The organism is Thermobifida fusca YX (genome assembly GCF_000012405.1).
Taxonomy (GTDB): domain Bacteria; phylum Actinomycetota; class Actinomycetes; order Streptosporangiales; family Streptosporangiaceae; genus Thermobifida; species Thermobifida fusca.
Genome location: NC_007333.1, coordinates 839,303 through 866,019 on the forward strand (window position 1 = coordinate 839,303; position 26,717 = coordinate 866,019).

General features: G+C 64.8%; 15 protein-coding genes and 1 pseudogene. 11 read left to right on the top strand and 5 right to left on the bottom strand.

The features are described from left to right. Positions 1–235: 235 nt before the first annotated feature. The 3 genes from TFU_RS03590 (at position 236) to TFU_RS15750 (ending at position 7,158) form a co-directional block, all read left to right on the top strand. Positions 236–4,708 (top strand): AAA domain-containing protein, encoded by a 4,473-nt coding sequence (locus TFU_RS03590; protein WP_011291167.1) that lies wholly within the window; start codon positions 236–238, stop codon positions 4,706–4,708. A gap of 973 nt (positions 4,709–5,681) precedes the next feature. Continuing rightward, a complete protein-coding gene (locus tag TFU_RS03595; protein ID WP_011291169.1) occupies positions 5,682–6,275 on the top strand; it encodes a DUF6879 family protein in 594 nt (197 codons plus the stop codon). 481 nt (positions 6,276–6,756) lie between these two features. Continuing rightward, positions 6,757–7,158 (top strand): excalibur calcium-binding domain-containing protein, encoded by a 402-nt coding sequence (locus tag TFU_RS15750; protein WP_370492440.1) that lies wholly within the window; start codon positions 6,757–6,759, stop codon positions 7,156–7,158. 110 nt (positions 7,159–7,268) lie between these two features. Here the strand turns inward: TFU_RS15750 and TFU_RS03605 are convergent, their stop codons facing one another. Together TFU_RS03605 and TFU_RS03610 are read right to left on the bottom strand one after the other, a co-directional pair. Next, positions 7,269–11,225: an Eco57I restriction-modification methylase domain-containing protein gene (locus TFU_RS03605; protein ID WP_152436224.1), complete on the bottom strand. Its 3,957-nt coding sequence runs from the start codon at positions 11,223–11,225 to the stop codon at positions 7,269–7,271. 5 nt (positions 11,226–11,230) lie between these two features. Further along, positions 11,231–14,080 (bottom strand): helicase-related protein, encoded by a 2,850-nt coding sequence (locus TFU_RS03610; RefSeq protein WP_011291172.1) that lies wholly within the window; start codon positions 14,078–14,080, stop codon positions 11,231–11,233. 569 nt (positions 14,081–14,649) lie between these two features. Between TFU_RS03610 and TFU_RS03615 the strand changes: the two genes are divergently transcribed. After that, complete coding sequence (locus TFU_RS03615; RefSeq protein WP_011291173.1) at positions 14,650–15,360, top strand: hypothetical protein; 711 nt, start codon at positions 14,650–14,652, stop codon at positions 15,358–15,360. A 336-nt stretch (positions 15,361–15,696) separates the two neighbouring features. On the opposite strand, the gene TFU_RS03620 is transcribed toward TFU_RS03615, so the two are convergent. Next, the gene (locus TFU_RS03620) at positions 15,697–16,290 is read right to left on the bottom strand and encodes a protoglobin domain-containing protein (protein WP_011291174.1); all 594 of its coding nucleotides are present in this window, start codon (positions 16,288–16,290) and stop codon (positions 15,697–15,699) included. A gap of 1,057 nt (positions 16,291–17,347) precedes the next feature. Here TFU_RS03620 and TFU_RS03625 point away from each other — a divergent pair. Genes TFU_RS03625 through TFU_RS03635 form a run of 3 tightly spaced genes read left to right on the top strand, consistent with a single transcriptional unit; the run spans position 17,348 to position 21,404 of the window. Beyond that, on the top strand, positions 17,348–18,115 hold the full coding sequence (locus TFU_RS03625; protein WP_011291175.1) for a toll/interleukin-1 receptor domain-containing protein: 768 nt from the start codon (positions 17,348–17,350) through the stop codon (positions 18,113–18,115). 2 nt (positions 18,116–18,117) lie between these two features. After that, on the top strand, positions 18,118–20,280 hold the full coding sequence (locus tag TFU_RS03630) for a hypothetical protein (RefSeq protein ID WP_156482481.1): 2,163 nt from the start codon (positions 18,118–18,120) through the stop codon (positions 20,278–20,280). Continuing rightward, on the top strand, positions 20,277–21,404 hold the full coding sequence (locus tag TFU_RS03635; protein WP_011291177.1) for a hypothetical protein: 1,128 nt from the start codon (positions 20,277–20,279) through the stop codon (positions 21,402–21,404). Before TFU_RS03630 ends, TFU_RS03635 begins: the two co-directional genes overlap by 4 nt. Here the strand turns inward: TFU_RS03635 and TFU_RS03640 are convergent. Next, positions 21,361–22,617, bottom strand: a complete 1,257-nt coding sequence (locus TFU_RS03640) for a helix-turn-helix domain-containing protein (protein ID WP_011291178.1) — start codon at positions 22,615–22,617, stop codon at positions 21,361–21,363. The two genes, TFU_RS03635 and TFU_RS03640, sit on opposite strands and share 44 nt — an antisense overlap. A gap of 564 nt (positions 22,618–23,181) precedes the next feature. On the opposite strand from TFU_RS03640, the gene TFU_RS16160 reads away from it, so the two are divergent. Both TFU_RS16160 and TFU_RS16165 read left to right on the top strand, forming a co-directional pair. Beyond that, on the top strand, positions 23,182–23,337 hold the full coding sequence (locus TFU_RS16160; RefSeq protein WP_016188313.1) for a hypothetical protein: 156 nt from the start codon (positions 23,182–23,184) through the stop codon (positions 23,335–23,337). 114 nt (positions 23,338–23,451) lie between these two features. After that, positions 23,452–23,837: pseudogene (locus TFU_RS16165) on the top strand (lytic polysaccharide monooxygenase). A gap of 150 nt (positions 23,838–23,987) precedes the next feature. On the opposite strand, the gene TFU_RS03655 reads toward TFU_RS16165, so the two are convergent. Further along, on the bottom strand, positions 23,988–24,452 hold the full coding sequence (locus tag TFU_RS03655; RefSeq protein ID WP_011291181.1) for a MerR family transcriptional regulator: 465 nt from the start codon (positions 24,450–24,452) through the stop codon (positions 23,988–23,990). 65 nt (positions 24,453–24,517) lie between these two features. On the opposite strand from TFU_RS03655, the gene TFU_RS03660 reads away from it, so the two are divergent. Further along, on the top strand, positions 24,518–25,156 hold the full coding sequence (locus TFU_RS03660) for a class I SAM-dependent methyltransferase (RefSeq protein ID WP_011291182.1): 639 nt from the start codon (positions 24,518–24,520) through the stop codon (positions 25,154–25,156). Positions 25,157–25,417: 261 nt separating this feature from the next. Beyond that, positions 25,418–26,446: an STM4015 family protein gene (locus TFU_RS03665; protein ID WP_011291183.1), complete on the top strand. Its 1,029-nt coding sequence runs from the start codon at positions 25,418–25,420 to the stop codon at positions 26,444–26,446. The last annotated feature ends 271 nt before the right edge of the window (positions 26,447–26,717 follow it).

Here is a 26,717-nt window from a genome sequence, read left to right on the forward strand (position 1 = left end):
GCACTCGGCGAGTGCCGCAGCACAGAAAAACGGGTCGTTGATCTACCGTGCTGTTCTTCCCTGCCGGGGCGGGAGAGCGGCTTCCCGATGCTGTAGCCGATACGACACGCACCGAGTCCGAAAAGTCCCCAAAAGTGATGATTTTTCACCGTTTCTGCTTATTTGGGGCGGTGTCTCGTTACTCTCACCCGACGGAACACACCACGAAACAAACGTGACAGGGTGAGGAGTCTGCATGGGCGCGGAGACTGCGCGACAGGACACCGAAATCGCACGCCGCATCTTCCGTTTCCTCGCGGAAGCAGAACAGACACGGCTCCGTCCGATCAGGACGCTCAGCTCCGCCCATCGAAAACTCTGGTTCAGCGAACTTCCCACAGGCAGCGACTACGTGGCCTCTGGCCTGCTCGATCCAGACCAGAAGGCGTGGCTCCGCATCAAGAGGATCCACCAGCAAGAACCACCAGCAGTCCCTGAGGTGCTCGAACCCTGGATTACCCTCAGTGACCTGTACTGCTACCAGAACACCGAACCGCCGAAACTGCGGGAACGGATCACCGACATCGACCTCGTCGACGACATCGACGACATCGACCTCGAAGCGCCTCGAGAAATCTTCCTTGACGACCACGAGGACCGCGACCAGATCCGGAAAGCCTACGCCTCGTGGAGCGCCCAGTGGATGAAATGGGCGGAACGTGAACGCGAAACCGCGGAAGCCGTCCGGCACTACGAGACTCTCTACCGCATGCGCGAGGAGATGGAAGACCTCGGAGAGTCGTACGAACTCGTGCTCGGCTTCGGCTACCTGACCTGGAAGTCCGACGGGAAACCAGTCGGCCGCCACCTGGTGACCCGGAAAATGGTCATCACCCTCGACGACACCGGCGCCCTCACCCTCGCACCCGACCCGGAAACCCCCGGACTCGTCCTCGAAGAAGACATGCTCGACCCCGACCAGCGGGTCAGCGAAGAAGTCCGGGAAAGCATCACCGCAGAACTCGACCAGGGCGCCGCCTACGAAGGGGTGGAAGGCCTCGAACACCTCCACACCGCCCTCCAAAAATGGAGCATCGAAGCGGCAGCGGACGCCCACTACAGCGACAGCCTCACCCGCCACGCCGACCAAGGCACCGAAGCTCCGCGCATCAGCTTCGCACCCGCCCTCATCCTGCGGGAACGCCCCCGGGACAACCAGCTCAAAGCCCTGCGGGAAATCACCAAGCGCCTAGAAACGTGCGAAGACCTCACCCCGCTGCTGCGGTTCCTCACCGGAGCTGACGACGACCGCAGCAGCCACTCCCTCGCAGACGTCGACGACGAAGACAAGCGCGCTACCCCGGCCCGCGAACCCTACTTCGCGCTTCCCTCCAACCAGGAGCAGCGCTCCATCGCGGAACGACTCGACCAGAGCCACCTCGTCGTCGTCCAAGGACCGCCCGGCACCGGGAAGACCCACACCATCGCCAACCTGGTCACTGACCTGCTCGCCCAGGGAAAGAAAGTGCTGATCACCAGCCACACCGCCCGGGCCCTGCGCGTCCTCAAAGAAAAACTCCCCGAAGAAATCCAAGCCCTGTGCGTGAGCAGGACCGGTGACGGGGTCGAAGCCCAGGAAGAACTCGAAAAATCCGTTCGCGCCATCCTGGAGCGGCGCTCCGACTTCTCCCCGAAACAGTCGAAGAAAGAAATCCGCCGCCTCGAAGAACACTTGGACAAGACACGCCGCGAACGGGCAGAAGTACTGCGGCGGCTCCGCGAAATCCGGGAACAAGAGACCTACCACTTCTCCCCGGAAATCGGCGACTACCAGGGCTCACTCCAAGACATCGCGGAGCGTCTCGCCGCAGAAGAACCCCGATACCGGTGGATCGGCACCGTCAGCCAACCGCAGCCCGCCCTGACCGCCGCCGACGCCCTCGCCCTGCTGCGCGCCGCCCGCAACTACACCCCCGAACAGCGGAAGCGGGCTGCTGACGTGCCTGCAGCCGACCAGCTTCCCACCCCCACCGAATTCCGCGACGCCGTCCACAAGATCACCGAAGCGGAGAAGGCCGCTCAGGCTGCCGAAGGCCTGTGGGAAGGCGAAGCCGACGCCGCCATCCGCAGCCTGTCCCCGGAACGCTGCGCGGACATTACTGCGGCAGTGGAAGCCTTCGTAGCATCCCGCGACATCACGGCACGGCTCAGCGACCGCTGGCAGCAGGCCAGAAACGACGTGCTTGCCGGTCGGGACCGCAGAATCCGGGAACAGCACGCGCAGATCGAACAAGCGATTGCAGCCGCGGAACAGAAAACCGCGGAAGTCGGCGACGCACGCATCACCGGCCTCGACACCTTCCCCCTCGACAAAGCCGCAGAATATGCGGTCCGCCTCCACGACGGGCTCGCCGCAGGCGAGCAATTGCGCGGCCTGTTCGGCATGCGCACCCGGCTCGGCAAAGAAGTCCGGGAATTCGTGGAAACCGTGCGCGTCGACGGCAAAGAACCCACCACCGCTGACACAGCGGCCCTCGTCCGCGCCCGCGTCGAAGCCGAACAACTCCTGGCGGAAACCGAAGAAGAATGGTTGCCCCAGCAGGCGGCCGGCAACGCGTGGAAGAACCCCCGCTCCCGGATCGCGGCCCTCCGCGACGACCTCGACGGGCTCGCCCAGCTCGTGCACCTGGCAGACACCCGCGCACGCGTCGCCACCGAGACCGCGACCGTTCCCGGACTCGCTGTGCTCGACTGGGCTGATCCCACCGCAGTCGACACTGTGCGCCTGCTGCTCACCGCAGCCACCGCGGAACACGCCTCCAGCCCTGCCCGCCAGCTCGTCGACCGCGCCCTCACGGAAATCCAGCACTGGGAAGAACGCGGAGTGGTGTCCGACGACCTCCGGCAGGCCCAGCTCGCCTTGGAAAAACTCGACCCGGACGCCTACGAACACGCCTGCGCGTCCCTCGCCGAGACCCGCGCTGCGGCACAAGCCCGCCAGGCCTACCAGGATGCGTACGCGACCGTTGACGAAGCCCACCCCACGCTGGCACGGGCCATCGCCGAAACCTACGACGACACCGTCTGGGACGAACGGCTCCCCGAACTAGAGAAAGCGTGGGCGTGGTCGGCGTGGAACACACGGCTCGCTGAACTCACCGACCCGGAAGCGGAAGACCGCTGCCGCGCCAAACTCAGCGAAGCCGACAGCGAGATCCGCACCACCATGCGGAGGCTCGCCGCTGCTCTCGCCTGGGACTCGTGCCTGCGGCGCCTCACCCAAGGCCAAGAAGTCGCGCTCCGCTCCTACCAGCAGAGCGTCCGCAAAATCGGCAAAGGAACCGGGAAATACGCTCCCCGCTACCAGCGGCAAGCCCAAGAAAGCCTCCGCGAATGCCGCCCCGCTGTCCCGGCCTGGATCATGCCCATGTACCAGGTCGTCGCCACCATCCCCATGGACACGCCCCGCATCTTCGATGTGGTGATCATCGACGAGGCGAGCCAGTCCGGGCCGGAGGCGATGCTGCTCGCCTGGATCGCCGACCGGATCGTCGTCGTCGGTGACGACAAGCAGGTCAGCCCGGCCAATGTGGGACTCGACCGGGAACAGTTGTTCCGGCTGCAGGAACGGCTGCTCGCCGACTTGTCGCCCTCGCGGCGCAACCTGTTCTCCCCCGACCGGAGCTTCTTCGACATCACCTCCGGGCTTGCGGGCGGCCCCGGGCAGCTCATGCTCAAAGAGCACTTCCGCTGCATGCCCGAAATCATCGGCTTCTCCAACGAACTGTGCTACCAGGGCCAGTTGCAGCCGCTGCGGCAATACGGCGCGGACCGTCTCCCCCCGCTCAAAACCGTCTACGTGCCGGGCGTCGTGGAAGGAAGCGGGCAGCGCCAGATCAACCGGCTCGAAGCGGAACGCCTCGTGGGGCAGATCATCGCCTGCTGCAACGACCCCGCCTACGAGGGGCGCAGCATGGGCGTCATCACCCTGCTCGGTCACGCCCAGCAGACCCTGATCGAAGACCTGCTCGCCGAACGGCTCCCCTTCGACGAACGCAGTGAACGGCGTATCCGCGTCGGCAGCCCGGCCGCGTTCCAAGGCGACGAACGAGACGTGATCTTCATCAGCATGGTCGTCAGCCGGGAAGGCACCGACGGGCCGCGCCGCCTGAGCCACTTCAGCGCGGAAGGGAACAAGCAGGCCATTAACGTCGCGGCGTCGCGGGCCCGAGACCAAGTGTGGGTGTTCCACAGTGTTTCCATCTCCGACCTGGGACAGAACGACCTGCGCCGCGCCTACCTGGAATACCTGAACCGTCCGCTCCACCTGCACGACGGCACCGGGATCGGGGACGTGTCCCCCGACGTCCGCCAAGAACCGTTCGACAGCCTCTTCGAACAGCGCGTGTTCCTCGCCCTGCGCGACCGGGGCTACCGCGTTTACCCCCAATACCAGGTCGGCCGCTACCGCATCGACTTGGTCGTTGAAGGCGGCAGCCGCCGCCTCGCGGTGGAATGCGACGGGGACGCCTACCACAACGAAGAAAACGCGGCTGAAGACGCCGCCCGGCAGCGGGAACTCGAAAGAGTCGGCTGGACTTTCGTGCGGATCCGCGGCAGCCGGTTCTTCCGCGACCCTGAAGCCGCGCTGCAACCCCTGTGGCAGCGGTTGGCGGAACTGGACATCCGGCCCATGACCCTGCCCGCGGAGACAGGCAGCGGAATGTAGCGGCCAGCGATTCTCGAAGCGGAATGTTGGTGGGGGTCGTGGCAGCCGAACACTGCCCGATCCCCACCAAAGATCGTTTTCTGTGTGAAGGTTTTGGGCCGGCTGCTCATGCCAAGAGTGGCACCTAGGCTGCGTTCCGCGTTGATGCAGAAGTCGCTTCTGAGGAATTGAGCCCTCTAGGGCGGGGATAGGGGGCACAAGGTTGGCCCGGGATGTGCACCGGAGATCAATCCCCTTCCGAGAGGTTGTTGCTGCGGTTCCTGGAAGAAGAGCAGAAGAACACTTCTAGGAAAGAACAGATCAGATGCACCGCTGAAAGTTGACCACAGCAATCAGCACCCGCTGCCCAGGTCCCCTTGCCTAAGAGAGAGGACGAGAAATGGGAAAAGTCTGGCAGCAGCCTCTGTGGTCCTACTACCGCTGTCGTGGTCGCAGAATGGTGGCAAGCGGCGCAAGAGCATACTCCGAAGCGTAGTGGTGAGACCTCATAAAGGCGGCTACCTGCGGCGACGTCTCGGTTTGGTCTTGGTGGAGAGGACCAGAGCCCTCCACTCTCCAGGTCTTAATCCTGGTCGACAATGCACTTTCGAGTAAAGATCAGGAATTGGGGTTGAAGATGTAATGATGTATGAAAAGAGGATAGATGAAACTATCGAATTAGATATCTCTTTATATGGAATCTCCTATACTTTGAGTATTTGAAACCGTTGGTTGTGTGATAGGTGGTGATCAAGTGAAGGAAGTTCGGAGGTTGGGGAAACCCCCGAAAGAACTCGGCAACACCATTGGTGTGAGCGGTTCGCCAGATATCTTGGAGCTTGACGACGGGAGCTTTGCGGTTATCGGTGTGGATGTGACCGAGGAGCTCGGCGAAATACCGCTGCCTGACGCCAGGTGTGCGTCAAATGAGCGTATTGTCCGCATACCGCGTAACACCCTACTAGCGGCACGGAACGATATCCCGGAGGAATAGGTGCACCCACCCGGTTGGGCAGTGGACCACGGAGAACGACTCGACCTCGACGCTTTCGCCGCAGCGTTCTCTCAAGCATGGACTCGGCTAGAGAAGAGATTCCTCAGGGTCGAGTGCTGGCAGTCCTACCGGGAAAACGTCAACAGCGCCTCCCAACACGCCTACGAGCGGGGCGAATACGAGCAAACTGTGCGGCTCTTGCGCGAAGAAGCCGAAGCCGATCGCGCGCTGTACGAAGATGTGCGCTCGCGGGGAATCGACTTCGCGCGTATCCGGGTAGTGCGAGAGCCGTGGACCGACTATCTCCGCTACGAGCTCCTGGCCTACCAGATCCGCGCCGACATGGGGGAGACCATCGAAGTGGTCCAGGTTACGCGAGATACCCCGCTCCCCAGCAACGACTACTTCGATTTCCTGCTCTTCGACCGAACTATCGCCCTCGTCCACGACTACGGGTCGGGACCGGTTGGCGAGCAGACCGGTGGGTGGCTGGTCCGCGACGCCGAGCCCCTGCGCCGGTTGGAGGCCAAAGCCCTAGAGCTGCGCAGCAGAGCAGTATCTTTGCGTAGTTTCCTCGCAGAGGCGGGGTTTTGAGTAAGAACTGCAGATGCTATGAAGTTTTCAACGGGAAGTTCGGGTGAAGCGGGAATTTCCGCGAGCTGTCTCGTTGGGCGCCACTAGTCATTCTCCGGACTGCTGCAGAACAAGCAATTTCCGATCTTCCCCGGCTGGTCATCAGCATCAAGGCAAAACAGTTGCCTGAAAGGGATCCCTCTCAGGTTAGCGCGATGCCCTGTTTTTCAGAAGACAAGAGAGAAGGCTTATAGCTCTGCGTTACCGATGTTCATTATCACTGATAGTCAGGATGAGGGATGGGGATGAGGATCTTTTCTTGATCTCGGCGGAAAAGAACTGAGATCGTTACCTCCCCTGTCTAAAGTTCTCTTCGGTTTCCTTGGACTGGTATCCACTCTTTCTAAGGAATAGAAATATTCCAGGATAGAGAGGTCCATTTGTGTTGGGCGAGTTTCAAGGAATTCTTTGAAATATGACTTTGCAAGACAGGGGTTCTTCGGTGAATGAAAAGGTTGGATGTGCCGCTGCAGGATTAGTCTTCTTAGTCATCGTCGCTAGCTGCTTCCCATCGAAGGAAGACAAGGGGGAGCCCTGGGCGGAACCCACGCCTACCGTCACCGTTACCGCAACCGAAACCGTCGAGGTGGAGGCCACCGAGACCGTGGAGGTAGAAGTCACCGTAACCGCCACGGAGACAGTCCAGGAAACGGTCTCTTCAGGGTCAGGCTCCACCAACCGGGAACCTGCTCCGCCTGCGCCGCAGCCCGCACCAGCCGCCGAATACTACGAGAACTGCGCCGCTGCACGGGCCGCTGGAGCTACACCGATCTATGAAGGCCAGCCGGGCTATGGCCGCCACTTGGACCGCGACGGCGACGGTGTGGGATGCGAGTGGGGCTAACCCTCAGATAACTCCGAGAGCGCCGCGGCAATCCGTTCCCCGCGATCCCTGCCATGCTGCGGCGCTCCCACAACGATTCCACTGCGACAGCCAGGAGAGAGGCTGCCGGATCACGTGCAGTGGCGGGATCCTTTGCCCGGCGGCGGGTCGAGAACCGTCTGATAAGGATCATCGGCCTCGATGGCCTTCGCCATCGCGTCGTAAACCTCGAGGATCGTGTCCTTCGTGCGGTAAAAACCGTGCTGCTTGAGGTCCTTCCGCTTCACAAGAGGGAACATTTCCATGATGTAGGAAACGTCGTCGCGCGCGATCCCGTACAGGTGGAAGAAAGCGGCGTCGATCTCGCAGCGGAGGAGAAACCTGCGTTCCTCGTCCCAAACGAAAGGCGCTCCGAAGTCCCCGAGGTCACGCGCGAACAACTCCATGTCCCAGGTGGTGTAGCTGAGCTCCAGGACACGGGGGGTCAACCATTCATGCACGGTGAACCCGAAATCCCACGCTGCTTTCCTGCTGAAATCCTCCGGACTGATGACGGGGAGCTGTTCAAACTGGAAGAAGTTGAGGTTTGTTCCCCCGAGCTTCTGGCGCAGCGTGTAGTCGAGAATAAATGAAGTGATGTTCGCGTAGAGCGAAGACTTCTCTTCCTTGTCGGTGAGGAGGATGTTTCCTGAATCTGCCAGGGCGCGCAGCGGAAAAGCGAAAGAAACCAGCGTCCGCTCGTTGGTCACGTTGGAGATCTTTCGGAAGCCGATCAGCCAGCCGTTCTCCCGCCCTACCCGCTTCTCGACTTCCTGCCGGGGAACCCAGTACCGGGGAAGAGCGAACCCGTGGGGGTTGTTCTTCTCCTCCAGCGGGATGTCCCGGGCCGATCTGCCGGTTTTTCCGTACGTCGCCCACCTGTGGTCGTAGTGGTGCAGCATTTTCGCCTCGTACAAGGGGAGCATCTGCTCCTCCCCGCGGACGAAAATGTTGCCTTCCAGCCGCCAGCCGTCAGAAGCGAGCTCCGCATAGCTTCGGAAAAGCTGGGCGTCGTTCGACATGTCGAACATTCTCGTGAACGACACACCCCACGGATTCTCCGCTTCTTCGCCGTGGGTGACGAGGACAGGAGCCCTGTCGTAGATCTGCAGTGTGATCTCCGCGTCACGGCGGGAACGGAACACGGGGCAGGTCCCGGTGTTCGGGTTGAGTTTCAGGATCTCCTTCGTGCTCAACGTGAACACTTTGTCCGGCTCGTTCAGTTCAGCAGCGCTGTGCAGGAAGAAAGCGAACCTTGCGTGCTCGACAGTGTCCGCGTGGCCGGTCAACGTCACCAAAGAGAACTTGAGGCGGCTGTCAACGTCAGGAAACAGCCTTCTCCGGTTCTCGAAATCGAACACAGAGGCCAGCACCTGGCGTCCCACGACATCTTTGAAGAAATGCTGAGTCGTGGCGTCAGTGATGATGCCCGTCGGAACAATGACACCGAGCCTGCCGTGAGGATGCAGCAGGTCCTTCCCCTGCTCGGTGAACACGGAATACGTGTTGACGTCGCCGCGCCCGTTCAGCGGATACTTCCCTGACTCACGCAGGAAGAGGCTGAGCCCTTCCGACGTGTGCTTAGCCTCCTGGAACTCGCGCAGCAAGTGCGCGCCTTCTTCGCTCCCCGCCAACTCGCTGATCAGCGCCTTGCGTTGAGCTTTGTTCGCCGCTCCAGCGACTTCTGAATGCCGGGATTCGAAAAACTCCCTCTCTTGGAGCTTCACCCGCTCCCACGGCGGATTGCCGAGCACACACGTGAACCCGCCCCGCCAACCGGTCACCGGGTTGAAGTCCTCCGCTGGATCCCCGTCGCACCCGCGAAAAACCTCGGGAAACTCCACATGCCAATGGAAGAACCGGTACTTCCGGGCCAGCCGGTCGATCATCTCCTGCTGGTCTGGCGGCAGAGCCTGCCCCTGGCTGATGCGGAGAAGAGTGGCCGTCGTCACCCCGTCGGGAGCGCCGGGACGTTGCGGCCACACAAACGCGGCACACCACGCGTCAGCGGCACGCTTGCACCGCTGCTTGTCTAGGGGCGCGTCAAAAACCCGCACCTCCTGGGCTTGCCCGCGAACCTCTCTTCCCCTCTCCCGGTGGAGGGCCCGCACCTCCCGCCGGTTCCGGGCTCGCAGCCCCGCCGCGACCTTCCGGTCGTCACCTTTCAACGCTGTGAAAGCCCCGTCCGGGATCCCGGCCTCGAGCAGTCTCGGCGTGGCTCCGAACAGTGCGTTGCCCACTTTGATGTGGTCGTCGAGGAACGCCAGCGGCTTCCCCGGCTCCACAGACGCAAGCCACAGCGACACTTTGGTCAGCTCCACAGCCAGCGGGTTGAGGTCCACCCCGTAGATGCAGTGGCGCACCACCTTCGGCATCGCCCGGCTAATAGCGTCCGGAGTAGGCTCCTCGTCCCCGGCTTCCAAGACCGCGTAGGCGCGGGCGATACGACGGGCCGCAGCAACCAGGAAATGCCCGGAGCCGCACGCCGGATCGCACACCGTGATCTTCAACAGGTCGTCTGGGACCCCACGCTTGGCGTGCTCCTCGATAACCGGGTCGAGTGTGCTGTCCAACAGCGTCTCCACCAGAGAAGACGGTGTGTAATAGGAGCCGGTCGTCTTCCGGTCGTTCCCGGCAGCGCTCCGCAACTCGAAAACCCGGACAGCAGGGTCGGTGTAGGGCACCAAGTTCAGCAGCGACTCGTACACCAAACCCAACTCTTCGGCGTCAAGATGCTGGTAGTCGACCTGCTGCCAGCACCCGCCCTCGTCTTCGACCCGGGTGAGGTGACGCACCGCGGCCAGCAGACGCCGGTTGGACAAAGTGACGTCCCGGCCCCGCAACAGCCCCGGGTGCGAGCCGTCCCCTTCCACCGCGTTGGCCGGGACAAACAAGCCTCCTAAGGCAGGGAGCGCCAGCTCCGGGCAGCCCTCATCCGAGCCGAGCGCGTTGAGCACGATCAGCAGTGTCCGCCACAGGTCGTCGTGGCGGTCGCCTACCCGCTGCACAGCGATACGGCGCAGCCGCTGCGTAGAAAAATAGGTGCGGTACCGGTCCTGGGCAGCCTGGTCCGCATCCGGGGCGAGCAGCGCACCCTTGTCTTCGGCCACAAACAAGAACAGCAACTGGTAGGCCAGCCGGAGCAGCTCGTCACGGAATTCCCGGCGGGACACGTCCCCGCGGCGCAGCTTCTCCCTCAGCTCCGCGTTGCCTTCCAGAAACCCCGTGCCCAGTTCCTCTAGCGCCGCTTTCAACCCGTCGCGGAGCTTCGCGCGGAACCGGATTCCCGCACGGTCGCCCTCAACCCGCCAGCGTTCAATCCAACAGTTCGCCACGCTCGGCTGCTCCGCACTGTTCCCCGGCTTGTCGGAGGTCCGTGCCTCAAACCGGGAAGAATGGGCGAGCGCGAACAGCAGCACAAAGTCGGCGTACAGGGCGCCGTCGAACATCGACTCCAAGTCGAACTCGATGAACGCGGCCTCTGAGAGTGATGCGGCGTCACGCAGCAGGCGGAGCTTCTGCCCGTTGCTGAGCATCCCCCACACATGCTCGTCGCTCGAGTTCAAGAAGTCCTGGAGCATCGACTGGGGGGCACGTTCCCCGTTGGACCGCCGGTCGAGGTCGCGCCCCCACGCCACAAGGTGGATAGGCACATTGCGCCCCAGATGGCTGACCGGAAACGTGCGCCCGGCCACCGTCAACCCTTCGCGCTGGGGGTGGAGCCGACCGAAACCGAGCGCATCGAACAGCGGCAGCAGCCAGCGTTCCCGAGTGAGCGCTGCCCGCGACTCGCCAGAGCTGGCCTGGGTGAGTTGTTGCTGGAACTCCCGGTAGACGCCGAGCAGCTCCTCCCAGTGGCGGCTCGCAAACTCGCCTAGCCGCCGCCCCGGGGCAAGGCCGTAGTCTTCGGAGCGAAGCCCTGGCAACTGCGGGTCGCCGGAACCGATCCGGCCTATGAGGGCAGCGGTGAGCAGCGAGCCCGCTACGCGCACCGACGAGTAGCCGCGCGGGGCGGCAAAAACCGTCGACGATGCAGGTGGAGAAGACACGGCGGTCACGGGGCGTCCCCCAGCGGAAGGTAGACGTACACGCCAACCACGTCGGCACGGCCATGGGGGACGAGTGCCAGTCCTTGGCCACGGGACCCAGCAGACGCGCGGATGCCGTAGTGGGCGTGGCGGAGCTGTTCGGCGCGCACCACCCCCCACTCGGCGAGGTCGCCGCGGATTTCGTCAAGCTCCGCAACGGCGCGCCGAGCGTGGCACTGCACTAGTTCCGGTGGCAGATCAGCGTCAGGGGGAGTGTCTACGAGTGCCGCAGTCTCAGCGTCGGTAAGCCACTCGCGTCCGTGGGCCCCCGCCCGGTAGCCGCGAATACGAGCCTCCTCCACCACCACAGTGCGCGGCCCGTCCACCCCAGGCAGGGTGAGCAGAAACCGGTAGCGCACCAGCAGCAGCACGGTGCGGACAGTTACGCGGCCGGTCCACGTCACCCCGCAGCGTTGCACGACAGGACGCGTTCCCGGATCCGGTTCGAACGCGGTCTCCACCACGTAGCGGGCTAACGCGCGCACCGCTGGATCAGTGCGCACCAGCACGTGCTCGTGCGGCCCGGCAGGCAGGTCACGCCGGAACACCAGATCCTGGTGGGCGGTGTCAGCGACCCCCAGGGCAGCGCGCACCCCCGGCGGCAGCGACTGAGGGGGCACGGTGAGCTTCCCGGCATCGGCGTGGACTGGCACTCCCAGCCTCGTGAACACGCGTGCCACAAAGGAAGCGATATCGCGGGGACGGCCCAGTTCGTCGTCGATGGCGGGGATGAGACGCTCCAGATGTTCCACCACATCCGGGACGTCCCCGGTGGAGGGCGCGAACGTTGCGCCCTGGTGCGGTGCAGGCTCCGACACCAGTTCCCTTTCGCGGTGCAGCACAGCGCTGGCCTCAGCAAGACCGGGGGTGCGGCCGAGCTGGGGGTGTGGACCGCACAGCAGGAGGCTTTCCGCGAGCGCCTGCAGCACCGATTCGCTGGACGTCGGCACCGGGACCGCACCCCCCGCCTGCGCCGTGATTGTGCGGTGCTTCCGGAGCAGCACGTCCCGCACAGGGCCGTCGATACCGTTGTCAGCCCCGTAAAGCGTGACGACGCGCACCCGTTTCGCCCGCTGCCCGAACCGGTCTACCCGGCCTTCCCGCTGCTCGTGCCGGACCGGATTCCACGCCATGTCGTAGTGGACGACCGCGGGGAAAAGCTCGTGCAGGTTGACACCCTCGGACAGGCAGTCCGTGGCCACCAGCACGCGTCGGCGGTCCGTTGCCGCGAGGTGTGCGACACGGTCCTCCCGCTCGCGTGGGGGAAGCTCACTGGTGACCGCCTCCACTGCGCAGTTCTTCGGCAACGCCTGCCGCAACTCTTCAGCGACATAGTGGGCGGTGGGAATGTACCGGCAGAACACGACCGGGTCGCAGCCGTCGGCGAGCAGACCTTTGACCGTGGCGATCAGCGCCCGCAGCTTAGCGTCGTGCTCCACGCCCTGGAGTTTCTCGGCCCGTTCCGCTAGCGCGCGCAGGCGTCTCCGGGTGCTCTCCGGCAAGGTGTCGGGGTCGACTGCCGCGCCGGGGACCGCGTCCCCGCCCTCTGTGGCGGCACTGTCTGCGTCATACACCGACTCGCGGGCGAGCGCGTCGACGTCAGCCGCACTGCGCGCCGCCGAGAATGTTGTCGACCGGGTGCGGAGCGCTGCGGCTGCGGCCGCCGGGGACGAAACCACCGACCGGAGCAGCGCCAACGCCGACCACCAGCGCACCCGCTGCTGCAGCTTGGTGCCGCTGGGGTCAGCAGCCGCTTCCCGCGCATACGCCAGCACTTCGGCGTTGAACTCAGCGTAGGCCGGGCTCCACTCGTACTTTTCGTCCCGGAACTCGCGTCCTTGCGGGAAAACTGTCTCCTGGTCGAGGAACCGCTGGATGTCGCGGCGGTGACGCCGCACACAATGACGGGCCAGGAGTGCCCGCCCTCGCCGGCTTCGACAATCCGCCTCGGCGAGTTCTGGGGTGAGCATGCCCAGCAGGTCGTGGAACGCGTTCTCCCTCCCGCTGTGCGGGGTGGCGGTAACCAGGATCAGATGGCGGTCCTGCTGTGCGGCCACGTTCCGTAGCAGTTCCTGACGCTGCTGGCGCAGCCTCGTGGGCGAAGCATTCACCCACGTGTGCGCCTCGTCCACGATCACCAGGTCAGGGCAGTGGGTGAGGAACTGGGCGCGACGCTGCTCAGAGGTGATGAAGTCGGTGGAGACGATCGTGTACGGGTACGTCTTGAACACCGATTGGTCGGCGCGCAGCGGACGTTCCAGGCAGCGCACAGTCGAGGGGAGAACCAGTTCGGCTTCGATACCGAACTTGTCCCGCAACTCTGCCTGCCACTGTTCGGCCAGCGCCGGGGGACACACCACCGCCATACGCCGTGCCTCCCCCCGCTCCACTAGTTCTTTAGCGATCAGCGCGGCCTCAACCGTTTTCCCGGTCCCGACATCGTCCGCGATGAGCAGCCGAACCGTCTCCATGCGCAACGCCAACAGCAGCGGCACGAACTGGTAGCGGCGCGGCTGCACGCGGATCGACCCTAAACACCGGAGCGGAAGCGCGGGGGACGTGCACCCCACCCGCATCGCGGTGCGCAGCAGAGACGCGGAAACATGGTCCCCGATCTGGGACAGTTCCGTGGACGGGGCGGGAAACTCTGCGGGCGTCACCTCGTCTCGGTACAGCAGCGTGGTGAAAGCCTCGTCCCCGTTGAGGGGACGGACCAGCACAAAGTCCTCCTCGGTAGAGGGCAGCACCACCCATTCCCGTCCGCGTCCTGCCACGAGAGAACCGGGTGCAAAAGCCGCGGCAGCGGCAGGACTCATGCAGCACCACCTCGCAGGGCAGCAGACACACCACACCTCGCAGGGACGGGAACACCACGCCAGCTTAGAAAAATCAGGGCAGCAAGGAGCCGTCCTTGCCCGGCGGGCGGATGGAGCTGGAGCGGAAGGAACGCTAGCCTTCAGCAGCACTATCCACGTGGGAAACAGCAGCCCTGTCGGAACCGAACACTTTCGGGCGGTTCACGGATCCGGTCTCGGAGTTTCTCCTCCTCTTCCTGTTTTCAGAGAGTCCACGGTGGTGGAACACGGATGCGGCTAAACGAACTCGTGCACCCGCGGTGATGGTGGATGAGTCCGCAGTGCACAGAGGAGGCGCCCACCGCCTCAAACCTTGGTGAACCAGGCCGGAAGCCCGTTGTGACCTCGGACAATGTGGGGAAGCCCGGGGAAGCGCAACGGGACAGCAAAAAGAAAAACAGTGCGCAAGTGTTTGCAAAAGGAAAACGTTCGGACAGGGGTCAAGAATTGTTGGTCCGGGCAGTGCCGAGACAGTTGCTACTGTTTCCCGTGGCTGTTTCGGAGATCAGCGGGCGCAGGGAGCGAATTCCGTGTTGCGGGACAGGGAAGCACTCGAAGAGTTCAAAGACCTGAAGAAGCGGCTGAACATCGAATTCGCCGCTCTCGACCAGCGGCTCACCGAGATCTCCCAGCAGATCAGCGAGTATTCGACGCAGATCAGCGACGACCTGGACGACTTCCACTACCCCAGACTCAAACGGTGCATCGGCGGCCTCGCCACCACCGTTCACTGCCTCGACGAAGCTCCGCTGCGGGTCTATGCGGCCCTGTCCCGGGTCGCCAAAGACGTGCTGCTCGACGACCGGGGCACCGACTTTTGGGCAATCCCCGGAAAAATCGGCTACACCCCTAGCGGAGAAATCCCGCGGTGGCAGGAAGAAGGACAAGACCCGCTCACAGCCGAAGACGACCTGGACGACCCCGCGGTCGATGAAGAGGAGGCAGAGGAAGAGCACGCGGCGGAGCTCCTCGACCAGATCTCCCGTACCGCCGACTACATCCGGGCCCTGTGCAGCAGCCTCGCGGAGATCTGGACTGCGGCCCGCTCGGCGGCAGAAATCGGCGACGACTCCGCGCTCACTTTCGAACTCGCTAAACTCCGCGCACTTCCCGCAGCACTCGATTCGGCTCTCGACGAGTGGGCGTACCAAGTCGACCTGCTCTACGAGGTCTCCCCGGAAAGCCTCGGCTACGTCAGAGCTGTGGTGCCACTCACCCCGGGACAATTGGAGCTTTTCTGAGCCTGGCGGCACCCGCCAGCTCAGCAGCAAGCCCATGAGAATCACCGAATCGCCTCGGGGCCCGCTCCGGAGTGCAGGCCCCGAGGCATGTGCCTGGAAAGAGCCGCCCACGGCAATGCGACGGCCAGCAGCACTCGCCGTCTGCTTCCTCACCGGGGCATGGCCCAGCCTTTAAGGGCATGGAGAGCACGGACTATCGGCCCGCTGCGTCTTTCCCGGCCGCCGAAGCACGGCACGCCGACAAGCCTTCCCTGCTTGTCGGGCAGCCCTCGGCTTGGGGAAGCCGATCCGGGTCTCGCGCAGACCATGACCGGTGCGCGAGACCCGGACGCAGGATCACCAGTAGCCGTCGCGCGTGTACGGCTGGGACCACAGCGCGATCTGCATGGTGACCGACTTGAACCAGGCCTGGTACATGGCTTCCACCTGGTCGGCGCTGTGCCCCTTCTTCGCGAGGAAAGGCCGCAGCGTTGCTGTCACCGGATAGATGAACGCGATGACGTAGCGCAGCGGGATGTTGTCCACCGAGTTCGCGTTGTCGGTGACGTTCTTCTTCTCCGGCGTGTGGCGCAGCGCGATCTCCTGCTGGTAGTCGAGCCACTCCTGGTTGTAGGGGCGGCGGCAGGTGTCGAGGATCCACTGGCCGAACCGTTCCCGCACCCGGTCCAGGTACTCCTGGATCGGGTGCCCGTCGGGAGTGGAGAAGTAGGCCAGCAGGTGGGGATGGTCGGCCACGAACCCGTACCACACGTCGAGCACGTCCTCGACCTGGTCTTCAAGAACGTCCCCGGCCATCCGCAGCGCTTCCTCATCGGCGCTGGTGAACATCACCGTGGTTTTGAGCTTGTTCAGGTCTTCCAGCCCGATCGGTGACTTGGCGACCTGTTCGGTGCCGTACGTGTAGCCGGGAATCAGCGTCTTCGTCGCCATTCCTACCCTCCGTGCGGTTGAGGACTGCGCGAGCTGCACCGTACGACTGCCCGAAAAAGCCGGGAGAAGACATGCGCAAGGTCATTGAAAGGTCGATTTCTCCTGGTGGGAGGGGTAAGGACGGGGCTGGGTGCGCTCGGTCCGGGAACTCGTCAGGGCACTGCCTGGCCTCGTCTGCTTCCGTTCCGGTGGTTCGTCGAACGGTTGCGCCGCGGGGAGAGATCCCGCCGGAGGCTGGGGTTGAACGGGTGCCGGGGAAGCACAGTGCCGGGTCGGGAGACCTGGTTGTGCACGCCGCTGCTGGGCTGGTAGCAGCCCACGGGGGCGTACTCCCGGAGATGAAGGGGACAGCGGGCGGCCCAGCAGGGCAGCGAAGGACAGCCCGAGAGGACCGAGGCCGTCCACTAGCGGTGGCTGCGCACCGGTTGAACCTCTGGAATAGAAGCATGCCGTGGAGCGGTCTGCGCCTGGATGCTGCCCTGGAAAGGGAGGCTCGGCACTGTCCGGCAGAAGAAGCGGGAGTAAGGACGGGACCGGTGACACCATTACTAAAAACGTAATCAGTATTCCGGTTCGAAGTGTCGTTTCCTCTTGGTGCTAACAGCAAGCGGAAGGTCGAGCGCCGCAGACAAGGAAATCTGAACACCTTGAGTTTTTATTCGCCTTTGTGGTGTGCCGTGTCAAGAGTGCAAAGAGAATCCGGAAAACGCTCCGGGTAGCGGCACGAAGCATGAGAAACGGCGATGTGTGCAGGTCGCAGGGTGGTCTGTGCTCCCTGATCCCGTCGAGAGGGGATCGTGCAACTCCCATCCACTCAGCTCGGAGTGAAAAGGGAAACCATTGTCTTCTCGCTGGGAAGAAAAGCCGGAAAAGGGGATTTTTGGGACGTTTCCTGTTGTCTGTTGGGTGAGGCAAAGGGAAACTTTCTGGTTTCCGACCCCTTTGAGAGAAGTCTTCGGAAAAATGGCTCCTGTTCCAACTGCCCCTCGCAGAGACAAAAGACCCGGACAACCCGAGGCCGGGGGGTTTGGGTGTCCGGCGCTGGGAGGAGCCCTTCATGCCACTTGTCTTCGTCAACTACCGCAACAATGACGAAGAAGCCACAGCCACCCTGCTCGACCAGCATCTCTCCAAACGGTTCGGCAGCAACGCGGTCTTCAGAGCCAGCAAGTCCATCCAGCCTGGAGACGACTACCGCGAACGCCTGCTCAACGCGGTACGGCGCAGCGAAGTGCTGCTCGCCGTCATCGGCTCCCGCTGGCTGGACGCCACAGCCGAACGAGGCGGACGCAAACTCGACGACCCGCACGACTGGGTCCGCCAAGAGATTCTCGAAGCCCTCGCCTACCAGGTGCGGGTCATCCCCGTACTGGTCGGTGACGTGCGGCCCTTGTCTCCTGCGAGCTTGCCTCAGCCGTTGGAGCCCCTCGCCCACTGCCAGTACCTGAGGTTCAGTCACCGCAACGCGGACGCGGATCTGGCACGCGTTGCTGAGGAGGTCGCCAAAGTGACGGGAAATGCGGCGCAGGCTCAATGGGATTCCCGCTCGCATGGGGATCAGGTGAACAGCACGGTCAGAGACGTGCACCAAGGCAATGTCGTCCAAGGGCGTGACCGGTTCACGCACAACCCCGGCGGGGTGGGGGACGTCGTCGGCGGTGCAGGGACGGTCATCGGTACCGCGTACGGGCCGCTGCACACCGGAAGCGGAGCCCAGTACAACGCGCCCCAGTTCCACGGGGATGCCGTGAACTACGTCGCCGGAGACAACCACGGGAGCCAGCACCAGCGCCACGGCAGCGTTCCGCGGGAGGACGACTCGTGACTGTGGAACTTCCACTGGATGGGGGGAGAAGCGGGAGGAGCGAGTGGGACGAACCGCCCGCTCCTCCCGCGGTAGACGAGCCCGACGCAGTCCTCGACGAGCCTGCTGCCACGGGGGGAGACAGTGTGGACGGGGATTCAGCGGCCCCCGTCCACACCCCTCCCGCCGCTGACACTCCCCGTGAAGAAGACCGCGACCTTCCGGACACGCCCCGCTCCCACACGGAGCTGGGAACCGTTTACGGACTCATCCACACCGGGGACGGGGACCAGCACATCTACCTGTCCAGCGCCGCGTTCACGATCGACGACCGAGGCCGGCTCCACCACCGCGTCCCCCTTCTCGTCGGTGAAGACCAGGTAGCACACCTCCGGAAATGTTTCTTCGCCCCCGACGGCTACCGGGACGCCCTGCAAATGCTCGCCGAACGGCGGACGGTGATCATCACGGGGGAAGCAGGGAGCGGACGGACGACCGCGGCGAAAATCCTGCTCGCTACAGCCGGCGGTGGTGAGATCCGGCTACGGGAGCTTCCCGAGGACGACTATGACGTGGGGGACGGGCCGACCGGCATGCTCCTCCCGGAGCGGTTGAGCCGCGGGGAACAGCTCCTGCTCGACCTGTCCGGCCCCAACCGGGAGCTGCTCGCTCCAGCCCAGGCGGTGCTGGAGGGCTACCGGAACGCGGTACGCGCACACGACTCCTACCTGGTCGTCGTCATCGACCCGGACCAGCGGATCGAGCTGCGCGACGAGTTCCGGGACCTGATCGTCCCGCTCGGCCGCCCCGATGGGGAACAGGTGCTGCGGCGCCACCTCGCAGCACAAGGCATCGCCTGGGAAGGCGAGTTCCCCGACCAGATCAAAGCCTGGATCCCCAAGGCGCGGATGGGGGAGATCGCTGAGCTGGTCCGGATCGCTGGGGAGGGACGCCGCAGCGCCCCCGAGGCAGGACCAGCGGAATGGCTCGCCCAGGCATTGGACGCCCTCACCGCGTACGGGGCCGAGGTCGAAAAACAAGTCGAGGGACTGGACAGTTGGCAGCGGGCACTGCTGTTGACGGTCGCCATGTTCGAAGGGGCCCGCTCCAATGTGGTGGCTGCGGCCGCCGGGATGCTCGCGGAGCAGGTGAAGACACCGGAGCCCGAAGAGCCGCGGCTCCAACGTCCCACGTTCACCTCCCGTCTGAAGGACATTGAGGCACGGCTGGAGCCAGACCACAGTGTCCGGTTCGGACGGGTGGGCTACGCTGCCGCGGTCCGCAACTGGTTCTGGGACAACTATCCCGAGCTGGGCAGGGACCTGTGCGTCTGGATCGACCAGTGTGTGCGGCTGCGCGGGCTGACTGGCCGCGACCGGGACCAGGCTGTTGCGCACTTCACCCGCGAGATGCTGCGGGTCGGCCGGATTGAAGAGCTGTTCGTCTACATCACCCACTGGGCTCGGGGAAGACTCGATCTTTCCGCCCAGATCGCCTATGCCCTGAGCGAAGCCCTAGCCCACGATGGCTTTTCCCGCAAGGTGCGTCGCCAGGTTCTTCTCTGGGCGCGCAACCACAATCTGTCCCCTCGCCTTGCCCGAGTGCTCGTCACCGTGTCCGCCCAGGTCATCGCGGACGCCTGGCCGGATGAGGCGATGGTCCGCCTCCACCAGTTGACCCGTCACACCGCGAGGAAGGTGCAGGAAGAGGCGACGGAGGCGCTGCTTGCGCTGGTGGAGCAGCCGCAGTTGTGCCTCAGGCTGATGCTGCGGATCGCCGACGCGCTGAGCCAGCGGTACAGGGCCACCGATGTGGAGCTGTTGGAGCGGCTCGCCGCCACGGAACCCGGAGCGTCCCTTGTCGACGATCCGCAGGTGCGTCCCGTCCTAGTGCAGGCGTTGGCCACGGTTTGTGCGCAGGAGACCGTGCTCGTCCAGTACGCCTACCGTTGGGCGCTCGCCACGGGGGCGGCGTCATCCTTGGTGGATCTCCTTGTCGAGGCAGCGGAACGCGCCGGGCAGGGGGTGGTGCTCTACGCGGCGGCGCTGCGGTGGGCCATGGGCACGCAGCACGGCGGTTCCGCGGAGAGAGCGCGGCGGGTGCGCGCTGCCAGGTTGGTCACCCGACGGATCGATGAACTCCACGAAGCGTGGCGGCAGCGGCCGGGGCAGGAGGAAGAGGCGTGAAATTCTTCGAGGAGAAGAAAAAGGCCAAGGCCATCCTTGGCGCGGTTGGGGCGGGAACGTTCCTCTGGGTGCTGATTCTCTACCCCGGCCTGTGGTGGGTCCTCGTGCTGCTGGTAGGCGCAGCGCTGGGCCTGGGGTTTTTCCTGGGTGAGGGGTTCCTCCGCCGTGGACTCGCTGAAATCCCGCAGCCCAGCGTCCCAGAGCCCCCTGTCGCGCTGATCCAGAGCGCTGAAGTGGTAGGGGTGGAACTGCCCAGCGCGGAAGAAGGGTATTTGTTCCGTTTCTCCGCGAACGTGCGCTACCAGGGCACGCCGACCGGGCAGCACGGGAACCCCGCCCAGGTGGCGGCGCTCGCGCTCCTGGAACGTGCTCGGGAGCTCACTAGGGACTACCGTCCGGAAGAGCACACGATCGCCCAATACCGGCTCGCTGCTGTCCTCGGGGAACCCGTGGTTGACGCCGCCACAGGGTTGACCGTGTGGGCGAACAACGTCGTCTTGACACTGGTGGAAGAGGACATTCAGCGGCTGCAGCGGCTCTCCTCGTTCCGCAAGGACTTGCGGATATGGGAGCGGGAGCAGGAGGTGGAGCAGGTCCGGCGGGATGCTCTCGGGACGACGCTCTCCTCCCCCGCACAGGCCTTGCTGTGGTGGCTGGCCCGGGACAGCAAGGCACGTCCTCGACCAGAGGAACTGCGGGAGGCCGCCCGGCTGGTGGAGGCTTTCAGCCGCATGTCGGAGACGATCTCCGGACGTGAAGAGGCAGCGTTCTCCCCGTGGTGGATCGGCTCGGACTGGCAGGACCGTGCGGACCGGCCGGATGCGGTCACCGGATCGATCTCCTACCAGCAGGCGTGCGCGCTCGTCGACAGCCTGCCGGAAGGACGCCACGTGTTCGCGGACCGGCTCGCGAACCTGCTCGAATGGCAGGGGCACGAAGACACCGCGCGGTATTTGCGGGAGCGCTACCTTCTTCCGGAACAGGACTGGGACGAGCCGGTTGCCGAGAAAAGGGACGGCTCGGACCCCCAGGAAACGGTGAGCATGTCCGAGCCGTCTCGGCTCAACGGCGCCTCACCGTTCACACCGGGGCCCGACGCAGCGCCAGGACCAGCCGGGGGTTGAGGTTCCGGACTGCCGGGTCGTTGTGCCAGCGGGAGAGGGTGCGCGCGAGTTGGCGGACGTCGTGGGCGACGGTCGCGGAGTCCACGGCGGCGAACTTCTCCAACAGGCCGTGTGCGAGGGTGCAGGCGCGTTCCAGGTTGCCTGCGGCGGCGTGCGCGAGCGCACGCCGCATCCCGAACCGGACCCGGGCGCGCACCGCGGTGTGGGGGATCGCGGAAAGCTCCCGGTCAAGGATCTCGGCCGCCTCAGCAGGGCGGCCGAGATCGTACATGCACCATCCCGTGACGACAGCGAGCCGGTTCGGCACTGTCGAACTCCCCAGAAGGGGACGGTCTGACGGTTCCGCGGTCTCGTGCGCTGCTTCCTTCTCGGCCCGGTCCAGGGCACGGCGGCATTGGTCGTAGTCGCCGGTCAGGGCGTGTCCTTGGGCTTCGCGTTCGCTTGCCATAGCGCGGAGCCGGGGCGAGGGAGCGATCGCGTACGCCTGCTGGGCCAAGGCGACGGTGTGCAGGCCGTCGTGGGCGTACATGGCTACACAGGCCCGGCGGATCAGAGCCTGGGCCCGCATTTCCTGGTCCCCGGCCTGGGCAGCAAGGTCCACGGCGTGTTTGGTCCACCACAGGGCGCCGTGGCTGTTGCCTGCTTCTTGGGCAAGCCAGCCGCCGTATTCGGCGAACCGGGAAGCGAGGAGGAGCGCGGGAACCGCTAGTTTCGGTTTGGCGCCACGGGCCAGCCGGGTGAGTGCGTGGGCTTGCGCGGCCACGGTCGGCAGGACCAGGGTGGGGCCGGTGCGCTGGCCGAGGACCCGAGCCTGGTCGAACATCGAGCGGAACGCGGTGAGCACGTCCGCGGACCCCAGGAAAGCGGGCGGTTCTTTACCGGAAGGCCCTAAACCGAGCAGTGCCCCCGCTCCGAGGGCGAACGCGTGGGGCGGCGACAGGGGAGGGCCTGCGGCGGGCAGCGGCGGCCCCGAGGCACCGGATCGGGTGGTGGGCCGACGTCCGCGGACCAGCGCAGCAAGGCGGCCTTCGGCGCCGAGCGCGGTGTCGCAGGCACGGGCTAGGTCAGCGGAGGGGGATTTGCGGCCCGTCTCCACTTTGGACAGGTGGCTTTTGCTGTAGTGCACTGCTTCCGCGAGGTCCGCGAGGCTCCATCCGGCTTCCGTGCGCAGCCGGCGGAGTTCAGCCCCGAACGAAACGTTCTCCTCGCCCATTCCACTCCTTTTCTGTCAGGAGAACAGCGTTTTTCGGCGCGTCCGAAACAGGGAGTATTGCGTGGGAAATGGAAAGAATGCCCCCTAGTGCGTGAGAAGGGAAAGGGTGCGGGACGCTGCGCCTTCCGTGCCGGACACGGCGGATTCGGTGATCTGGTGAGAAGCCCGGCGCGGTCAGACATCGAGCACTGACCATAATTAATGGTTCGAAAAAACGCCATGGAACGGCTGTTGTCTCCTCGTTGCCTCTTGGGACTGACGTGGGTGAAAGGCTGGGGGAGGACTGTCGAGGAAAAATTTTCCCGACAGGGGAGTCCGTCCGGAGAGAACCGCAACACCCAGGAAAACACGTTTTCCCGGAGGACGGAACACTACGGGCCTAGGAAACGAGAACTCTGAAGAATCCCGTCCTGAACTGGGCGGATTTCGAGGAAACGGCGCGTTGGACCGAGAGAAGTGTGCGGAAAAGGATTTCCGTACCGTTATGTATTGATTGCTCAGAGTTTTCGGGCCTGCCATCCGACCGGGAGCACACCACCGAAACCCCACTTCGGAGGAGGTCCCGTGCGTTCCGCAGCACGTCGCCGTCTCGGGCAGTGCGCGCTCGTCGTAGCCGCAACAGCCGCACCGCTGCTCTCCACCCTCACGGTCGGCACCGCGTCCGCCCACGGCCCCACCATCAACCCGCTCTCCCGCCCCTACAGCTGCTGGGAACAGTGAAGACCCCGTGTGCTGGCAAGCATGGCAAGCCGACACCACCGCCAGGGGAACTGGAACGGGTGATACCGGGGAGCACCTCGCAGACAACCACCAGGCGGCAATCCCGACAGGCAACTGTGCAGCGCGGGCCGCACCGGAAACAGCCGCTACGCCGCCATGGACGTCCCCGGTGAAGGGCACGCCACCGAAGTCAACCACCACTCCACCGTCCACGACCGAGCCCACCACGGAGCCGACGACATCCGCATCGACGCCACCACACAGGACTACAACCCGGTCACCGACCCGCTCCGGTCCGACCTGGAACTCGTCGCCGACACCGGAGTCCTCACCGCCGGTGAAGACCGACCCGACAACCAGTACCCCCTCAACGGAGTGTCCATCGACATCGACGTGCACGCCCCGGACGCCCGGGACGCCACATCGTCTCCATGAACTGGAAGGCCAGCCACGACGACCGGACGTTCTACGCCTGCAGCGACGTGGTCTTCCCCGGCTGATCCAGCAGACCCCGCGCGGTTCCGTTCGGATCCCATCCCCATGGCGAATGGGACCGCGCGGCCTCCCACTCCACAACCATGGCGTCCCGAGCCACGACCATGCTGACAGCCCACGCGGCCGTCAGCGGCTAGCCCTTTGCAAGGCTGCACCTACGGTTCCTGCCTGGCCAGACAGGAAGGCCCGCTGCGCTGCGCTGGATCCGGCACCGCCAACGATTCCGCCACCAGCTCGTCGAGAAGCGCGTGCAGATCAGGGCAGGTGAGGAAGTCGTCAGCAGTGCACTTCAACGTGTGCTCCACCAAGGCCCGAGCCCGCTGCAACTGGGCGATCTTGGCGTCAAGCGCAGCCAAATGGTCGGTCAACAGTGCGCGCCGCGTCTCCCCGTCCGGCGCGACGAGCAAATCCCGCATCTGTTCCAAGCTGAACCCGGCGTCCTTGCCGCGCAAGATCAACGCGACCAGCCCTACATGCTCGGCGGTGTAGCGGCGGCGCCCGTTGACTCGGCGCGCGGGGCGCAGCAGCCCTATCGACTCCCAGTGGCGCAGCACGTGCGGGGCAAGCCCGAACCGAGCGGCGAGCTCCCCGATAGACAATTCCACGGAGCTTGACTTCATGTTGACATTAACTTTCACACTGGGGGCAGAGGTCAACTACGGGTCTACCAACCGCAGGGCGAACAATGAACACACAGATCAGCAGGGAACGCCAAGATCGCGCCGTCGCCCACACCCGACAGATCTGGGACCGCAGGGCCCCCAGATACGACGACGGGGCGTGGCTGGAACGGAAGATCCTCAAAGACACCCGGCAGCGGCTGTGCGCTCAAGCATCCGGCCGGGTCCTCGACGTGGCCGTAGGAACCGGCCGCAACCTTGCCCACTATTCCGCCGACGTGACCGAGGTGGTCGGCATCGACCTGAGCCCCGGCATGCTGAGCCAAGCCCGCACCGCAGCCAGCCGGGCCAGCTTCCCCGTCGAACTGCACGAAGGGGACGCCCGCCACCTGCCGTTCTCCGACGCCGACTTCGACACGGTCGTGTGCTTCCTCGCCTTGTGCGAAATCCCCGGGCAGGCCGCCGCACTCAACGAAATGCGCCGCGTCCTCCGCACCGGCGGCCGACTGCTCCTCCTCGACCACGTCGAATACACGCGCGCACCGATGCGCTGGATCGAACCGCTGCGAGCCCGACGGCGCGGCACCGCACCCCGCCGCCGCCCCGTAGACGTCGCCCGGGACCAAGGATTCGTGATCGACCAGCACCACTCGCTCGCCTGGGGATTCTTCGACGGGGCCGTCGCCCACCGGCCGCACTCTTGACCCACAGTCCCCTCTTCCCCCGCACAGCAGCCCAGAAGAAGGAGACGTCGTACGAAGCCCTTCGGTGCTCCTGCGATATCGCGCACTGCCCGAGCCTTTCACCCCGCACATTACGCCGCAGCCGAAACCGCACCACGCGCGCCCCGCACAGCCATGCACGCAGACAACTGCCGTGTTCGTGGGCGTGGCATCCCGCTATTCGTCGGTGTTCGCTGCTTCACTAAGGGCGGCCCTGGCCTGGTATCGACAGGAATACGATCTATGAGCTTCTACGAACACCTCACCGACTTTGCTGGGCTGCCCGTCGTGGAGTTCCTCTCTCCCGCGATCGAACAGCAGAAGCTCCTCGACGCCCAATGGCGCGCCCGCCGTGCCGAGCAGCCGGTCCCCGACCGCTGGGAGCCGGGGGACATCTACGCGGAGGCGCTCGCCCAGCCGGGCACCGCGGCGTGGCGGCTCCGCGTCGTCGCGGACTCAGACGAGACTTTCGAAGACCACTTCACCCGGTTTATTTCCAGCGTGGACACCACACAGGTCACCGCGCTGATCATCGGCTGCTGGGGTGAAAGCTACGAAATCGCGGGGGACATGCCCCGCGACCTGCTCACCGCCCACGCCGACCGGTTCCCCGCACTGCGCTCCCTGTTTTTCGGCGAATTCATCGTGGAGGAAGCGGAAATCTCCTGGATTGAGCAGACTGACCTGGCGCCGCTGCTCGCCGCCTTCCCCGGTATGGAGGAGCTCGTGGTGCGCGGCGGGAACGGCCTGAGGTTGTCCGCCACCCAACACCGGTCGCTGCGCAAACTCACCGCGCAGACGGGGGGACTGCCGCGGCAGGCCACCGCAGGGATTCTGGCTTCCGAGCTTCCCGCGCTGGAACACCTGGAACTGTGGTTCGGGGTGGAAGGCTACGGCGGCACCACCACCCTGGACGACCTGACCCCGCTGCTCGCTGGGGAACTGTTCCCCTCTTTGCGTTCCCTGGGATTGCGGAACTCAGAGTGGGGCGACGACTTGGTGCGTGCTCTCGCTGAGGCGCCCGTCCTGGAACGGGTGCGTGTCCTCAACCTGTCGGATCATGTGCTGACCGACGCGGGCGGCGAGGTGCTCGCCACCGCCCCCACGTTCCGGACTTTGGAGCGGCTGGTGATCCGCCACCACTTCCTCACCGAGGGGATGCAGGAGCGGGTGCGTGCAGCCCTGGCCGGGGTGGACCTCGAGCTGAGCGACGCCCGCAAACCCGAGGTGTACCAGGGGAAGACCTACTACTACCCGTCTGTCACCGAGTAGCCGTAACAGCAGAGACAGGCTCCCGGCCCCGGGCAGCTCACCTCCCCGGGGCCGCTATCGAAGATTCCTTGGGCGCTGATGCAGGGGGTCGTCCCCGCATGCGCGGGGAGTACGCAGCCTGTCTGTGACCCGAGGGACCACCCAGAGGACCATCCCCGCATACGCGGAAAGCACACTAAACGACCTGCGAGTTTACCAGCGGGTGGCGCTGATTTCATTCACTTCCCAAAAGCGGAAAAGGACTCGTGGGTGGGTCTGGTCCTCGTGTGGG

What these genes read in the sequence shown, in the direction of transcription:
- TFU_RS03610 (WP_011291172.1), bottom strand. Translation starts at nt 14,080, where the DNA reads ATGAGTCCTGCCGCTGCCGCGGCTTTTGCACCCGGTTCTCTCGTGGCA.
- TFU_RS03665 (WP_011291183.1), top strand. Translation starts at nt 25,418, where the DNA reads ATGAGCTTCTACGAACACCTCACCGACTTTGCTGGGCTGCCCGTCGTG.
- TFU_RS03640 (WP_011291178.1), bottom strand. Translation starts at nt 22,617, where the DNA reads ATGGGCGAGGAGAACGTTTCGTTCGGGGCTGAACTCCGCCGGCTGCGC.
- TFU_RS03660 (WP_011291182.1), top strand. Translation starts at nt 24,518, where the DNA reads ATGAACACACAGATCAGCAGGGAACGCCAAGATCGCGCCGTCGCCCAC.
- TFU_RS03620 (WP_011291174.1), bottom strand. Translation starts at nt 16,290, where the DNA reads ATGGCGACGAAGACGCTGATTCCCGGCTACACGTACGGCACCGAACAG.
- TFU_RS03625 (WP_011291175.1), top strand. Translation starts at nt 17,348, where the DNA reads ATGCCACTTGTCTTCGTCAACTACCGCAACAATGACGAAGAAGCCACA.
- TFU_RS03590 (WP_011291167.1), top strand. Translation starts at nt 236, where the DNA reads ATGGGCGCGGAGACTGCGCGACAGGACACCGAAATCGCACGCCGCATC.
- TFU_RS03655 (WP_011291181.1), bottom strand. Translation starts at nt 24,452, where the DNA reads ATGAAGTCAAGCTCCGTGGAATTGTCTATCGGGGAGCTCGCCGCTCGG.